This window comes from Methylobacterium sp. E-012 (assembly GCF_057836545.1).
In genome coordinates this window covers 5,482,275-5,496,052 of record NZ_JBYQEY010000001.1, presented here as the reverse complement: position 1 = coordinate 5,496,052, position 13,778 = coordinate 5,482,275, and the positions used below count along the sequence as shown (strand labels likewise).

Annotated in this window: 13 protein-coding genes; 9 read left to right on the top strand and 4 right to left on the bottom strand. The window is 72.4% G+C overall.

Annotated elements, in window-relative coordinates:
- Positions 1 to 223 precede the first annotated feature (223 nt).
- From AC3IF1_RS26350 to AC3IF1_RS26335, 4 genes are all read left to right on the top strand, one after another.
- On the top strand, positions 224 to 640 hold the full coding sequence (locus tag AC3IF1_RS26350; RefSeq protein ID WP_489219992.1) for a MarR family winged helix-turn-helix transcriptional regulator: 417 nt from the start codon (positions 224 to 226) through the stop codon (positions 638 to 640).
- A 29-nt stretch (positions 641 to 669) separates the two neighbouring features.
- Positions 670 to 1,956 (top strand): MFS transporter, encoded by a 1,287-nt coding sequence (locus AC3IF1_RS26345; protein ID WP_489219991.1) that lies wholly within the window; start codon positions 670 to 672, stop codon positions 1,954 to 1,956.
- A 192-nt stretch (positions 1,957 to 2,148) separates the two neighbouring features.
- A complete protein-coding gene (locus tag AC3IF1_RS26340) occupies positions 2,149 to 3,315 on the top strand; it encodes a multidrug effflux MFS transporter (RefSeq protein WP_489220478.1) in 1,167 nt (388 codons plus the stop codon).
- Between the two features lie 72 nt (positions 3,316 to 3,387).
- Positions 3,388 to 3,903, top strand: coding sequence for a DoxX family protein (locus AC3IF1_RS26335; RefSeq protein WP_489219990.1), 516 nt, complete (start codon positions 3,388 to 3,390; stop codon positions 3,901 to 3,903).
- 7 nt (positions 3,904 to 3,910) lie between these two features.
- Here the strand turns inward: AC3IF1_RS26335 and AC3IF1_RS26330 are convergent, their stop codons facing one another.
- Positions 3,911 to 5,371 carry an MFS transporter gene (locus AC3IF1_RS26330; protein ID WP_489219989.1) on the bottom strand — a complete coding sequence of 487 codons (1,461 nt, stop codon included), beginning with the start codon at positions 5,369 to 5,371 and terminating at the stop codon, positions 3,911 to 3,913.
- Between the two features lie 207 nt (positions 5,372 to 5,578).
- Here AC3IF1_RS26330 and AC3IF1_RS26325 point away from each other — a divergent pair, with 207 nt between their 5' ends.
- The 3 genes from AC3IF1_RS26325 (at position 5,579) to panE (ending at position 9,077) form a co-directional block, all read left to right on the top strand.
- Positions 5,579 to 6,466, top strand: coding sequence for a DUF3313 domain-containing protein (locus AC3IF1_RS26325; RefSeq protein ID WP_489219988.1), 888 nt, complete (start codon positions 5,579 to 5,581; stop codon positions 6,464 to 6,466).
- A gap of 164 nt (positions 6,467 to 6,630) precedes the next feature.
- The gene (gene guaB, locus AC3IF1_RS26320; protein ID WP_489219987.1) at positions 6,631 to 8,124 is read left to right on the top strand and encodes an IMP dehydrogenase; all 1,494 of its coding nucleotides are present in this window, start codon (positions 6,631 to 6,633) and stop codon (positions 8,122 to 8,124) included.
- 8 nt (positions 8,125 to 8,132) lie between these two features.
- The gene (gene panE / locus AC3IF1_RS26315; protein ID WP_489219986.1) at positions 8,133 to 9,077 is read left to right on the top strand and encodes a 2-dehydropantoate 2-reductase; all 945 of its coding nucleotides are present in this window, start codon (positions 8,133 to 8,135) and stop codon (positions 9,075 to 9,077) included.
- 12 nt (positions 9,078 to 9,089) lie between these two features.
- Here panE and AC3IF1_RS26310 read toward each other — a convergent pair whose 3' ends face one another.
- A complete protein-coding gene (locus AC3IF1_RS26310; protein ID WP_243965640.1) occupies positions 9,090 to 9,263 on the bottom strand; it encodes a hypothetical protein in 174 nt (57 codons plus the stop codon).
- Between the two features lie 211 nt (positions 9,264 to 9,474).
- Here AC3IF1_RS26310 and AC3IF1_RS26305 point away from each other — a divergent pair, with 211 nt between their 5' ends.
- Positions 9,475 to 10,776 (top strand): RsmB/NOP family class I SAM-dependent RNA methyltransferase, encoded by a 1,302-nt coding sequence (locus AC3IF1_RS26305; protein WP_489220477.1) that lies wholly within the window; start codon positions 9,475 to 9,477, stop codon positions 10,774 to 10,776.
- A gap of 104 nt (positions 10,777 to 10,880) precedes the next feature.
- Positions 10,881 to 11,888 (top strand): alpha/beta hydrolase, encoded by a 1,008-nt coding sequence (locus tag AC3IF1_RS26300; protein WP_489219985.1) that lies wholly within the window; start codon positions 10,881 to 10,883, stop codon positions 11,886 to 11,888.
- A gap of 3 nt (positions 11,889 to 11,891) precedes the next feature.
- Here the strand turns inward: AC3IF1_RS26300 and AC3IF1_RS26295 are convergent, their stop codons facing one another.
- Entirely contained in the window at positions 11,892 to 13,130 is a 1,239-nt protein-coding gene (locus tag AC3IF1_RS26295) for a peptide ABC transporter permease (protein WP_489219984.1), read from the bottom strand.
- A gap of 106 nt (positions 13,131 to 13,236) precedes the next feature.
- Entirely contained in the window at positions 13,237 to 13,761 is a 525-nt protein-coding gene (locus AC3IF1_RS26290; RefSeq protein WP_489219983.1) for a DUF2937 family protein, read from the bottom strand.
- Positions 13,762 to 13,778 lie beyond the last annotated feature (17 nt).

Here is a 13,778-nt window from a genome sequence, read left to right as displayed (position 1 = left end):
ATCCCGATCCGGCAGTCGTCGGGAGCGGCGCGGCCTTCATCGTGATGCGCCCTCGTCCGCCGGAACCGGTGTCTCCTCCGGCGGCGCGCGTCCTAGGGATAGCAGCGTGGCCTGCCGTGTCGATGACACGCCCCGGCGGTTTGGGCACCGGTGCATGTCGAACGGCGCGAACCGTCAGGATCCGCTTGAGCACGCGCGGAAATGTGCATATACACGCATTGTGATGGATCACCCTTCGACCGAGCCCTGCACCTGCTCCGCCCTGCGCCGCGCCACGCGCGCCGTCACCACGGCCTATGACGCGGCCCTGCGGCCCTCCGGTCTGCGGGTGACGCAATTCGCGATCCTGCGCCTTCTGGACCGCCTGGGACCGACCCCGGTGACGCGGCTGGCCGCCGAGGCGGCGCTGGAGCGGACCACGATGGCGCGCAACCTCGACCCGCTGGAGCGGCGGGGCCTCGTGCGGATCGCCGCCGGCGAGGCGGATGCGCGCGAGCGGGTGGTGGTGCTGACCGAGCCCGGCCGGGACGCCATCGCGGCCGCGATGCCCCATTGGCGCGCGGCGCAGGCCCGCATCGCCGCCCGGGTCGAGCCCGGAGCCGTCGCCGCCCTGGCCGAAGCCCTGATCGCCGCCTCCTGACCGACCCGCCTTCGCCCCGGAGCCCGACCATGCCATCCCTCGCCGAGACGCGTCCCGCGCCGCGCCTGCACTACGCCTGGATCGTCGCCGCGGTGACCTTCCTGGTCCTGCTCGTCGGCGCGGGCGTGCGCGCCACGCCGAGCGTGCTGATCGTGCCCTGGGAGCGGGAATTCGGCTGGACCGCGTCCATGATCGGGGTCGGGATCGCGCTCAACATCTTCCTGTACGGGATGATCGGCCCCTTCGCGGTGGCGATCATCGAGCGGTTCGGCCTGCGTCGCTCCGTCTGTACGGCGCTCCTCATCCTGGCGATCGGCACGGCCGCGACCAGCCTCATGACCGCGCCGTGGCAGATGGTTCTGCTCTGGGGCGTCGTGGTCGGCTCCGGCTCCGGCATGGTCGCCAACGTGCTCGGGGCTACCGTGGCTGGGCGCTGGTTCGGCAAGCGTCGCGGGCTGGTGCTGGGAATGCTCACGGCGAGCAGCGCCACCGGACAGCTCGTCTTCCTGCCGGTGCTGGCCTCCCTGGCCGTGGGGCAGGGCTGGCGCTCGGTCTCGCTGGTGGTCGCGGCCGCGACCCTCGCGCTCATCCCGCTGGCCGCCCTGCTGCTGCGCGACCGCCCGGCGGATCTCGGCCTGCCGCGCTACGGCGAAACCACGGTGACGCCGACGCCGGTCCTCACCGAGAACCCGGCGATGCGCGCCCTGCGCGGCCTGCGGGTGGGCCTGCGCTCCCGGGATTTCTGGCTGCTCGCCGGCACGTTCTTCATCTGCGGTGCCTCGACCAACGGGCTGGTCGGCACGCACCTGATCCCCGCCTGCATCGACCACGGCATCGCCGAGGTGACGGCGGCGGGGCTGCTCGCGCTGATGGGGATCTGCGACCTGATCGGCACCACGGCCTCGGGCTGGCTCACGGACCGGTTCGATTCGCGCAAGCTCCTGGCTTGGTATTACGGCCTGCGCGGGCTGTCCCTGATCTTCCTGCCCTATTCCTTCGACCTCAGCTTCTACGGCCTCTCGCTGTTCGCCGTGTTCTACGGGCTCGACTGGATCGCCACGGTGCCGCCCACCGTGCAGCTCGCGGGGAAATCCTTCGGCGAGGAGAACGCCGCGCTGATGTTCGGCTGGATCGCGGCCGCCCACCAGATCGGCGCCGCCTCGGCGGCCTGGCTCGCCGGCATGGTCCGGACCGATACCGGAACCTATTTCGGCGCCTTCGTGTCGGCGGGGCTGCTTTGTCTCGTCGCGGCGCTGATGGCCGGCTTCGTCGGGCGCAGGCCCGCCGAACCGGCCCTGCACCCGCTGCCGGCCTGAGCTGCGCCGGGCGGGCGGGATCGTCATAAGTGTGCCGCGATGAGCGAGCCCTGATCGGCCCGTCCCCGCGCATCCCGTGAGCCCGCCTTGACAGTCGTGATCCGGCCCGTGCCGCCGGTCCAGGAGACCCGCGCCCCACGCCCCTGGTCGGGCCCGGGCTTCGTCGAGTTCGTCGCGATCATCGCTCTGATGATGGCGGTGACCGCGATCTCGATCGACAACCTGCTGCCGGCCTTCCCGGCGATCGAGGCGCGCTTCGCCGTGCCGGATCCCAACCGGCTGCAGCTCCTCGTCTACGTCTACATGATCGGCTTCGGTTTCGCGCAGATCGTCTACGGGCCGGTCTCCGACGCCGTCGGGCGCCGGCCCGTCCTGCTGGTCAGCCTCGCGATCTACGTGGTCGGCTGTGGGCTCGCCATGATCGCCCCCAGCTTCGGCTGGCTGCTCGCGGCCCGAATCATCCAGGGCATCGGCGCGGCCGGCGGGCGCGTCCTCTCGGTGGCGATCGTGCGCGACCGCTTCTCGGGGCGCGAGATGGCGAGCGTGATGTCGCTCACCATGATGGTGTTTCTCATCGTCCCGATGGTCGCGCCGGCGATCGGCGGCATGATGCTGGCGCTGGGCTCCTGGGTCTACGTCTTCGTCTCGATGCTGGTGCTGGCCTTCTGGCTGACGCTCTGGTTCTCGATGCGCATGCCCGAGACGCTGCACCCGGAATACCGCCGGCCGCTCTCGCCGGCCTCCACCTGGGAGGCGATCCGCCTGACGCTCCGGACCCGCGTCGCCGTCGGCTACGCCACCGCCCTCGGGCTGATGACCGGCTGCATCATGGGCTATGTCGGCTCGGCCCAGCAGGTGTTCGATACCGGCCTGTACCATCTCGGCCCGCTCTTTCCCCTGGCCTTCGGGCTGGTGGCGGGCGCCATGGGGACGGCGACGCTGATCAACGCCCGGGTCGTCCGGCGGCTCGGGATGCGGGCGCTGTCCCATGGCGGCGTCATCGCCTTCACGGCGGTCGGCCTGCTCCAGGTCGGCGTCGGGCTCGCCTATCACGGCCAGCCGCCGCTGGCCCTGTTCCTGTCGATCCTGGCGCTGAACCAGTTCCTGATCAGCTTCGCCATGCCGAACTTCAACGCGCTCGCCCTGGAGCCGCTGGGTGCGATCGCCGGCACCGCCTCCTCGTTCCTCGGTTTCTACACCACCCTCCTCGGCGCCCTCTGCGGCTTCCTGATCGGGCAGTCCTTCGACGGGACGGTGGTGCCGGTGGGCCTCGGCTATGCCGGCCTCGGCGGGCTGGCGCTGGTCGTCGTCGCCTGGACCGAGCGCGGACGCCTGTTCCGCGGCGGCGTCTCCGGCTGAGGCGGCGGCTTAACCCGGTCTTCAGCGGACCGGGCCAAGCTCCGGTCAGCTTCGCCGCCGACCGGACCCCCCATGATCGCCCGCGCCCAGGACGGAACGCTTCTCGCCGCGCGGCTGCTCCTGGCCGCCGCGCTCCTGCCCACCGGGATCGCCCGGGCCCTCAACGTCTCGGGCTTCGCGCTGACGCTGGCCGGGTCCGGCGTGCCGTTCCCGAACGCCGTCGCCACGGCCGCGGTGGTCGTGCAGGTCTTCGGGCCGCTCGCGCTGATCCTGGGCGTGCTGCCGCGGCTCACGGGGCTGGCGCTCGCCGTCTTCGCGGCCCTGACCGCCTTCGTGCTTCACGCCTTCTGGCATTACATCGGCCCGGCGGCGGTCGCGGAGCGCACGCTGCTGCTGGCCGATCTCGGCCTGGCCGGCGGTTTTCTGATGTACGCCCTGACGGGCCCCGGCGCCTGGAGCTGGCAGGGCTGGCGTTCCGGTGCGGCGCCGCAGGGCGCGAAGCCCACCGGGAAGACCGCCGGCAAGGCCCCCGCGGCCAGGGGCGCCAAGCGGCCGCCCGGCCGTTCCCCCGCCCGCGCGGCGGCCTGAGCGGCAACTAGCCGTGCCGCGGCCGCATCTCGGCGGCGGTGGCGGTCGGAGGGGGAGCGGCGGCGGCGATCGCGTGGCGTCCCGAGATCTCCGACCCGGCATCCGGCGTCAGGCGGCGGAAGGCCAGCGCCGAGACCGCCGAGATCACCGCCACGGCGAAGAAGGCCGGCCCGAAATCGGCCGCCTCGATCTGCGTCCGGCCGTGGAGGCCCGCGGTCCCCTCCAGCGCCAGGGCGCCGAGGGTGACGCCGAGGCTCAATGACAGCTGCTGGCAGACGCTGGCAAAACTCGTGGCCGCGCTCATCTCGCGGGATTCGAGATCGGCATACGCGATGGCGTTGACGCAGGTAAACTGGATCGAGCGCGCGCAGCCGCCCACGAACAGCAGCGCCACCATGATCCAATGGGACGTCTGCGCGGTGTAGAGCCCGTTCACCGCCAGGAAGACGGAGGCGAGCAGCGCGTTCCACGTCATCAGGGTCCGGAAGCCGGTGCGGCGCAGGATCTTCGGCGCGAGGGTCTTCACGAACATCGCGCCGGCCGCTGCCGCGAAGGTGATCAGACCAGAATGCAGGGCGTCGAGCCCGAACCCGACCTGCAGCATCAGCGGCAGCAAAAACGGGATCGCCCCGGTGCCGATCCGGAACAGGCTGCCGCCGAGCACCGCGACCCGGAAGGTCGAGCGGCGCATCAGGTCGAGCCGGACGATCGGGTGGGCGACCCGCCTTGCATGGGCCCAGTAGAGCGGAAGCAGCACCGCGCCGCCGGCAAGGCAGCCCCAGGAGACGGCGGGCGGCAGCAGGTGGCGTCCCATCGAGGCGAGGCCCAGCATCAGCGCGGCGAGCCCCGTCCCGAGCAGCAGGAAACCCAGGATGTCGAGGGGCGGCCGTTCGGGCTCGCGGACATCCTCGAAGAACAGGGTCGCCAGCACGATCCCGGCGCAGCCGATCGGCAGGTTGATGAAGAAGATCCAACGCCAGTCGAACCAGGTGGTGATCAGGCCCCCGACCGGCGGGCCGAGCACCGGTCCGACGAGGGCCGGGAAGGTCAGGTAGGCCAGCGCCGTGACGAGCTGCGATTTCGGCACGCTGCGCAGCACGACCAGCCGCCCGACCGGGACCATCATGGCCCCGCCCATGCCCTGGAGGAACCGCGCCGCGACGAACCACGCCAGCCCGTTGGCGGCCGCGCAGGCGAGGGAGCCGGCCATGAACACCACGAGCGCCGCGCGGAAGACGGTGCGCGAGCCGTAGCGGTCGGCCATCCAGCCACTCACCGGGATGAAGATCGCCAAGCTGACGAGATAGGAGGTCAGGGCGAGCTTCAGCGCGATCGGGTCCTCGCTGAGGCTCGCGGCGATGCTCGGCAGCGCCGTGGCGATCACCGTCGAATCGGTGTTCTCCATGAACAGCGCGGTGGCGACCGTCAGGGGGACGATCCAGAGCGGTTTTTGGGCGGCGGAGGGCATCGGGGGGCAGACGCGCGGCACGCCGCGCCGGTTGCACGGCAGGGCGGCGACCTCGCATCCTCGTGTTTCGCTTATGTATCCATCCTGCAACAGACGTTGCGCAGCGGGCGCCGTTACCTGTTTTGCGCGCGGCTCGATCGCTATGTCTCGATCACGCCGCCGTGATGTCGGCGCAATTCGGCACGGCGCCGGGTCACGAGGAGTTCGATGCAGCCCAGCCCCAGCCCGGCCCGCACCCTGCCGCGGATCGCCGCCGGCGTCGCGCTCCTCTCGATGGTGGCGGCCTGCGGCACCGTCCTCCTCAACGATCGCGGCTCGCTGACCCGCTACGATCGCCTCAAGGCGAGCGATCAGGTCGCGTCCGCCGCCCGGATCTACGTGGACCGGCCGGCGCTGGCCAAAGCGCGCACCGTGCGCATCATCCCGACGGCGTTCCACGCCGATGTGGCGGGGGCCGTGCCGCTGACCGCAGCCGAGCGCCGCCTGATCGCCAACGCCGCCGACCGGGCGCTCTGCTACGACCTGTCGCTGAGATACGATGTCGTGACCGGGCGCGACGCGGACCTGACCGTGCGCGCCCAGGTCACCCGCGTCGATCCCACGGATCTCCTCGGCGCCGGCGCGACCATCGCGGGTTCGGCCGGGGTCACGGTCGCTTCCCAGTTCGGGCTCAGCGCCGCCGAGGGCATCGGGCGCGTGCCGATCCCGCGGGTGCCGATCGGGCTGGGCAGCCTCACCGTGGAGGCCGAGGCTTTGGACCGGAGGCGCGAGCAGCGCGCCGCCATGGTCTGGGGCGGGGCCGCGAACTCCTTCACCAGCCAGCCGCGCTTCTCCCGGGCGAGCGACGCCTACGACCTCGCCGGGGATTTCGGCCAGGATTTCAGCTACCTGCTGGCGACCGGCACGGACCCGTTCACGGCTCCCAACACCCTGCCGACCTGGGACCGTATCCGCGTCACCACCCTGGGCGAGGCGCCCCCCGACCCGGATTGCGAGGCCTATGGCCGGGCCCCGGGGATCGACGGCATCCTGGGCGACTATATCGGCCTGCCGCCCGAATACACCGATCAGGGACCCGCGAAGGCGAGGCGCTGACCGCGCCGATCGGAGTGCGAAAAAGCGGGGGAGCCATGCGTGTTTTCCCGCTGCGGCGCGGCGACGGCGCATTGGCGCCACCGCGGACCCCGTGATACTGCCACTTGCCAACCCGATCCCGCTGCGCGAGCCCACAGGCGCGGCCGTCCGAGGAAAGTTGGCACATGGCCCAAGTAGACTCCGCATCGATCATCGAAGGGCTGACCTTCGACGACGTGCTCCTGCGGCCCGCCGCCTCCTCGGTGATGCCGACCGAGGTCAACGTCGCCTCGCGCCTCACCCGGTCGATCCCCCTGAATCTACCGATCCTCGCCTCGGCGATGGACACCGTGACCGAGGCGCCGATGGCCATCGCCATGGCGGCCAGCGGCGGCATGGGCGTGATCCACCGCAACCTCGAGCCGCCCGAGCAGGCCGAGCAGGTCCGGCTCGTGAAGAAATACGAGTCCGGCATGGTGATGAACCCGATCACCATCCATCCGGACGAGACCCTGGCCGACGCCTTCGAGGTGATGAAGCGTAACCGCATCTCCGGGATCCCGGTGGTGGAGCGGGGTCCGAACGGGTCGCGCGGCAAGCTCGTCGGCATCCTGACCAACCGGGACGTGCGCTTCGCCACGAATTCGGCGCAGCCGGTCGCCGAGCTGATGACCCGCGACCGCCTGATCACCGTCCGCGAGGGCGTGACCCAGGACGAGGCCAAGCGCCTGCTGCACCAGTTCCGCATCGAGAAGCTGCTGGTCGTCGACGACCATTACCGCTGCATCGGCCTGATCACCGTCAAGGACATCGAGAAGCGCATCACCTACCCGTTCGCCGTCAAGGACGAGCAGGGGCGCCTGCGGGTGGCGGCCGCCACCACCACCGGCGACAGCGGCTTCGAGCGGGCCGAGCGCCTGATCGATGCCGGCTGCGACGTGATCGTGGTCGATACGGCGCATGGCCACTCGATCAAGGTGCTCGATGCCGTCGCCCGGGTGAAGCAGCTGTCGAACGCCGTGCAGGTGGTGGCCGGCAACGTCGCCACCCGCGAGGGCGCGCAGGCGCTGATCGATGCCGGGGCGGACGCGATCAAGGTCGGCATCGGCCCGGGTTCGATCTGCACGACCCGGATCGTGGCGGGGGTGGGCGTGCCGCAGCTCACCGCGCTGATGGAGGCCGTGGAGGCCGCCGCCGAGGCCGACATTCCGGTGATCGCCGACGGCGGCATCAAGTATTCCGGCGACCTCGCCAAGGCGATCGCCGCGGGCGCCTCGGTGGCGATGCTGGGCTCCCTGCTCGCCGGCACCGACGAGGCCCCGGGCGAGGTCTTTCTGTATCAAGGCCGCTCGTACAAGTCGTATCGCGGCATGGGCTCGGTCGGCGCCATGGCGCGGGGCTCGGCCGACCGCTACTTCCAGGCCGAGGTCAACGACACCCACAAGCTCGTCCCCGAGGGGATCGAGGGGCAGGTGCCCTACAAGGGGCCGGTGGGCAACGTCCTGCACCAGCTCGCCGGAGGCCTGCGCGCCGCCATGGGCTATGTCGGCGGCGCGACCATCCCGGAGTTTCAGGAGCGGGCGCGCTTCATCCGCATCACCAATGCCGGCCTGCGCGAGAGCCACGTCCACGACGTGACGATCACCCGCGAGAGCCCGAACTATCCGTCGCGGACCTGAGGATCCCCATGCGCACGCTGATCGTCGGGGCCGGAGCGACCGGCGGCTATTACGGGGCGCGCCTCGCCGAGTCGGGCGCCGACGTGACCTTCCTGGTCCGGCCGGCCCGGGCGGAGAAGCTCGCCGCGAACGGCCTCGTCCTGCACTCGCCGCTCGGGGATTTGCACATCCCGAATCCGCAGACCGTCACCGCCGACCGGCTGGCGGAGGCGGGCGCGTTCGACCTGATCGTCCTGTCCTGCAAGGCCTACGACCTCGACAGCGCGCTGGCGGATCTCGCCCCGGCGGTGGGGGCGGAGACGGCGATCCTGCCCCTGCTGAACGGCCTGTCGCATCTCGATGCCCTCGACGCCCGCTTCGGCGCGGAGCGCGTGCTCGGCGGCTCCTGCGCCATCGCCGCGACCCTCGCGCCGGACGGCGCGATCCGCCACATGAGCGAATTGTGCAGCATCACCTACGGCGAGTGGGACGGAGCGCGCACGGCCCGGATCGAGGCGGTCGACACCCTCATGCGCGGCCTGAAGTTCCAGCCGCGCCTGAGCGACGCGATCCTGCTGGAGATGTGGGAGAAGTGGGTGTTCCTCGCGACGCTGGCCGGGGCGACGACCCTGATGCGCGCCGCCGTCGGCGACATCGTGGCGGCGCCTGGCGGCGCCGATTTCATGGCGGCGCTGCACGGGGAATGCACGGTCGTGGCCGCGGCGAGCGGCTTCCCGCCGCGGACCGTGGTGGCCGAGCGGGCGCGGGGGCAGCTCACCGCCGCGGGCTCGACCTTCACGGCCTCGATGCTGCGCGACATCGAGAATGGCGGGCGGATCGAGGCGGATCACGTGATCGGCGACCTGATCGCCCGCGGCCGGCGGCTTGCCCCGGCGGCGGCCTTCCCGCTGCTCACGCAGGTCTATACGGGGCTGAAGGCCTACGAGGCGCGGAAGGGGCGGGAGGCGGCCTGAGCCGCCGCCAACTCAGTAGCGGCCGGGCGGGGGCGCCGGCGGCGCGCCGTATTCGAGCTGCGTCTTGGCGTCGACCGGCCGGCGCGGCGGCGGCGTCAGATCCGGCTGGGCGGCCGGTGCGCTCGCGCAGGCGGCGAGGGAGGCGGCGACCAGGGCCGCGAGGGCGATGCGAACGGCTGACGACATGCGCTGAGAGACTCCCGGTGTCCGCCCGGTCTCGGACCGCCCTGGTCCGCGACGGGTGGATGCCATACGACACGCGGCGATCCGCGCGGCGGACCACCCGGACGCGTTCTGAGCCGCGATCGTGCTCGAAGCTCGGCCGTATCGTGGCGGCATCGTGGGACAAGCGTGGCCGTTTCGCGCCTTGTTCGACTCATTCTGAAGGAACAGACCCCTGACCCCCGCCGCCCGCTGCTCCGCCGCCATCGAGGTGCTCACCGACATCGTAGACCGGCGCCGGCCGGCGGCCGATGCCCTGAAGGATTGGGGCCTCGCCCACCGTTTCGCCGGCTCCGGCGACCGGGCCGGCATCGCCAGCCTGGTCTACGACGCCCTGCGCCGACGGTCGTCCGCGGCCTGGATCATGGGCTCGGATACCCCGCGCGCGGTCCTGATCGGCGCTCTGCGGCTCCAGCAGGGTTTGGCCGCGGCCTCGGTGGCCGCGTTGTTCTCCGGGGACCGCTTCGCGCCCGCGCCGTTGACCGCCGAGGAGCAGGCCCGCCTCGACAGCGGCACGCTGAACGACGCCCCGCCCGAGGTGGCGGGGGACGCCCCGGCCTTCGTGCTGCCGGACCTCGCGGCGGCTCTGGGCGACGACCTCATCCCGGAACTGAAGGCCCTGGCCCGGCGCGCGCCCCTCGACATCCGGGTCAACGCCCTGCGCGGCCGCCGCGAGGACGTGCTGCCGGCGCTCGCCGCCTTCGATGCGGCCCCGACGCCGCACGCCCCCCAGGGCCTGCGCGTGCCGATCGGTGCGGACGGGCGCGGCCCGGCGCTCCATGTCGAGGCCGAGTTCCTCGACGGCTGGTACGAGATCCAGGACGAAGGTTCCCAGCTCGCGGCCCTCCTGGCCGATCCGCGAACCGGCGAGACCATCGTCGACCTCTGCGCCGGCGGCGGCGGCAAGACCCTGGCGCTCGCGGCCGAGACCGGAAACGGCGCCCGCCTGATCGCCACCGACGGCGACCCGCGCCGGCTCGCGCCGATCCACGAGCGTTTGCGCCGGTCCGGGGCCGTGGCGGAGATCCGGACGCCGCGGGGCGGCAAGGCGCGGGCCGACGTGCTGGAGGATCTAGACGGTACGGTCGACCGGGTTCTGGTCGATGCACCCTGCACCGGCTCGGGCACCTGGCGGCGCAATCCGGACGCCAAGTGGCGCCTGCGCCCCGGCAGCCTCGCCCTGCGGACCGCCGAGCAGGCCCAGGTCCTCGACCGGGCGGCGCGGCTGGTCAGGCCGGGCGGCCGCATCGTCTATGTGACCTGCTCGCTGCTGGCCGCGGAGAACGACGCCGCCGTGGACGGGTTGCTGTCGCGCTGGCGCGGGCGCTTCGACGTGGTCGCCGCCGCTGATGTGCTCGCAGCGGGCCCGGCCTCGCTGCCGGCGGCGGTGCGGACCACGCTTCACGGCATCCAGATGACCCCGCATCGCACCGGCACCGACGGGTTCTACGTCGCGGTGATCGCACGGCGCGGCTGAGGTCCGGGACCCCCGGGGCCCTCCGCGGCGTTGGACCGGCGCGCCTTCGGGAGCCGGCCGCACCGCGCGCCGGTCCCGACCTGTCGCTTTTCCGGGAGACGCCCTTGCGCCTGGACCGCCGCCTGCTGCTCGCCGGATTCGGGACTGCCTTCGGCCTGCGCTCGGCGCGGGCCGCCAGCGACGGGCCGCCGGAACCGGCCTCGCATGAATCGATCCGGGCGCTGCCCCGCTCCCTGCCGGGGGCGGATCTGCAGGTGATCGATCTCTGGCCGGGCGAGGCGCCAGGCGGTGGCAGCGGGCCCGACGCGGACGGCTACCGCTATGTCGAGGGTGTTGTCGGCGACATCACTCGGGTGGCGCGGCCTTGCCTGCTGGTCATGCGGCCGGCCAATGCCAACGGTGCCGCGATGATCGTCGCGGCCGGGGGCGGCTACGAGTTCATCGCCCTCGGCAACGAGGGCGTCCCGGTGGGGCGGGTCCTGAATGCGGCCGGCATCACGGTCTTCCTGCTGGTCTATCGCTTGCCGGCAGAGGGCTGGGGCTCGGGCCCCGACGCGCCGCGCCAGGACGCCCAGCGCGCCGTCCGGCTGGTCCGGGCCCGGGGGACGGAGTTCGGCATCGACCCGGCTCGAGTCGGCGTGCTCGGCTTCTCGGCTGGCGGCCACCTGATGGGCGAGACCGCGGTCGGCAGCGCCCTGGATCTCTACGCCGCGGTGGATACCGTCGACGCGCAGCCCGTGCGGCCGGCGCTGGCCGGATTGATCTATCCGGTCATCACGATGCGAAAACCCTTCGACCGGACTCATACGCGCCGGATCCTCGTGGGCGACGACGTGACCCCGGCCGAGATGAAGACCTATTCGGTCGACCTGCAGGTCGGCCCGGACACGCCGCCGACCTTCCTGGCCCAGGCGATCGACGACCCCGTGGCGGTGGCCGATCATCCGCTGCTGATGTTCTCGGCCCTGCGCAAGGCGCGGGTGCCGGCCGAACTGCACCTGTTCGAGCGCGGCGGCCACGGCTTCGGCCTCGGTGCCCCCGGCACGCCGGCGGCGGCCTGGCCCGGGCTGTTCCTGGCCTGGATCCGCCTCCACGGCTTCCAGCGGCGCTGACCCTCAGCCCTGGCCGGCGATCACGCGGTGCAGCTTGGCGACCTTCGGCCGATTGGTGCGGAACTGGCCCCGCTCCACGGACACGAACACCACGGTCGCGATGGCGAGCGTCGTCAGCCACCAGATTGCCGTCAGCCCGACGCCCAGGCAGGCCACCGTGAAGGCCGCCGCAAAGCACCCCATCTCCCCGGGAACCAGGGCGGGACCTTCGCGCCCGGACCGGCGGATCGAGGCGTAGAGCGCGAAGGCTGCGGCGAGGGCCCCGACGATTCCGAGCTCGTACCAGAACTCGAACAGAGCGGTCGTGGGCGCATTCAGCGGCAGCAGCCCGACCAGGCGGCCGCGCAGGGCCGTCTCGAAACCGTGGCCGGTGATCAGCCGCACCGGATCGGTGGTCACCACCTTCTGCCAGCTCTTCAGCGACAGCACCGCCGGCGCCAATGGACCGAGTACGGCGGCGCCCACGGGCCGCGCCAGGAACGGCAGCAGCGGCGCCACGGCGAGCAGGACGGCGGACAGGGTGGCGGTGAGCGTCACGCCGAGCTTCGGCCGGTAGCTCGTCACCGCGAAGGCCACGGAACCGACCGCCAGGGCGGCGATCTGGGTCGCGTCCGGCTGGACCGTGAGCGCCAGGGCAACCAGCAGGGCGACCCCCAGGGCTTCGCGGTCGCGGCGCCGGGACCGGAGCCATGCCAGCGCCGGCCAGACCAGCAGGATGAGCAGCACGAGGCCGCGGTCGAGCGCGCCATCATCCTCGGTCCCGGCCGGCGCCATGTGGGCGCCGAACAGCCCGAGCATGATCGCCACGATCGCGCCTGCGACGATTCCGAGGGGCAGCAGGTAGAGGTTCGCGGACCGCATCCGGTCGGGCAGGGCGAGATAGCCGAGCAGGGCCAGCCCGATCGTGGCCGCGAGGTTGACGAGGCGCTCCAGGGCCGGCCCGAGGAACGGCGTCCAGGTCAGGGACAGCGCCGACCAGAGCACCACGAGCATCCCCGCCAGGAAGGCCGGCGCCGTCAGCAGGCGGTAGGCGGAGGAGCGCACCGGCCGCTGCCGCCGGTCGATCACGCTGGCGATGATCAGCAAAATGACGGCGATCGGCGCGAGGATCACCGAGGCGCGGCGGGCGACCTGCGCCAGGACGGGGAGCACAACGAACAGGCCGAAGAAGCCGATGCGCCGCAGGAGTGCGGCGGCGTCGAGCGCCGGGTCGGCGGTGGTGGGAGTCGACGCGCGGGGCATCAGGCGCCTTCTTCCGGACCGGAACGGCCGGATCCCTGCTCGATACGCAAGCCTCGCGCAAGCCGCTGTAGACGCAGCGCCACACCTTGCCGCCGCGCGCATCGCCTCAGGCCACGGTGGCGGCCTCGCGCGGGCGTCGCCGCACCGCGCGCCGGCCGAGATCCGACACCACCCGCCAGCCGCCCCAGGCGGCGAAGAAGCCGATCAGTCCGGCGGCCAGGCCGTCGGCGCTGGTTGGGATCGCCGGGCTGAAGTCGCGATAGGCGGCTGCAGCGACCGGCATGTCGGGATCGCGCAACATCGCGACGACGCGGCCGAGCGGGCTGGTGGCCGAGGCCAGGGCCTGCTGCTGCGCGCTCAGCCGGGCGAGCCGGGCAATGTCCGCCTGCGCGGCCGCACCGCGCCGGGCCACAAGCTCGTCAGGGTTGCTGCGCAGCCGGTCGACTGCGCCCTCGCGGGTGGTGCCGGAGGCTTGGGCGTCCGATTCGAGCACCGCCACCTGCCGCCGCAATTCATCCGCGGCGCCGCCGATGCGCTGCGCGTATTGCTGCGCGAATTCGGGGGCCTGCGCGGCCACCGCGCCGCCGAGGAGGCCGAGGGCGATGCCGAGGGTGCGGAGCACGCGGAACATGTCAGGCCTCCGGCGCG

Coding starts and splice junctions, on each gene's coding strand:
- AC3IF1_RS26310 (WP_243965640.1), bottom strand. CDS start 9,263: ATGTCGTCAGCCGTTCGCATCGCCCTCGCGGCCCTGGTCGCCGCCTCC.
- AC3IF1_RS26330 (WP_489219989.1), bottom strand. CDS start 5,371: ATGCCCTCCGCCGCCCAAAAACCGCTCTGGATCGTCCCCCTGACGGTC.
- guaB (WP_489219987.1), top strand. CDS start 6,631: ATGGCCCAAGTAGACTCCGCATCGATCATCGAAGGGCTGACCTTCGAC.
- AC3IF1_RS26295 (WP_489219984.1), bottom strand. CDS start 13,130: ATGCCCCGCGCGTCGACTCCCACCACCGCCGACCCGGCGCTCGACGCC.
- AC3IF1_RS26290 (WP_489219983.1), bottom strand. CDS start 13,761: ATGTTCCGCGTGCTCCGCACCCTCGGCATCGCCCTCGGCCTCCTCGGC.
- panE (WP_489219986.1), top strand. CDS start 8,133: ATGCGCACGCTGATCGTCGGGGCCGGAGCGACCGGCGGCTATTACGGG.
- AC3IF1_RS26350 (WP_489219992.1), top strand. CDS start 224: ATGGATCACCCTTCGACCGAGCCCTGCACCTGCTCCGCCCTGCGCCGC.
- AC3IF1_RS26345 (WP_489219991.1), top strand. CDS start 670: ATGCCATCCCTCGCCGAGACGCGTCCCGCGCCGCGCCTGCACTACGCC.
- AC3IF1_RS26325 (WP_489219988.1), top strand. CDS start 5,579: ATGCAGCCCAGCCCCAGCCCGGCCCGCACCCTGCCGCGGATCGCCGCC.
- AC3IF1_RS26340 (WP_489220478.1), top strand. CDS start 2,149: ATGGCGGTGACCGCGATCTCGATCGACAACCTGCTGCCGGCCTTCCCG.
- AC3IF1_RS26335 (WP_489219990.1), top strand. CDS start 3,388: ATGATCGCCCGCGCCCAGGACGGAACGCTTCTCGCCGCGCGGCTGCTC.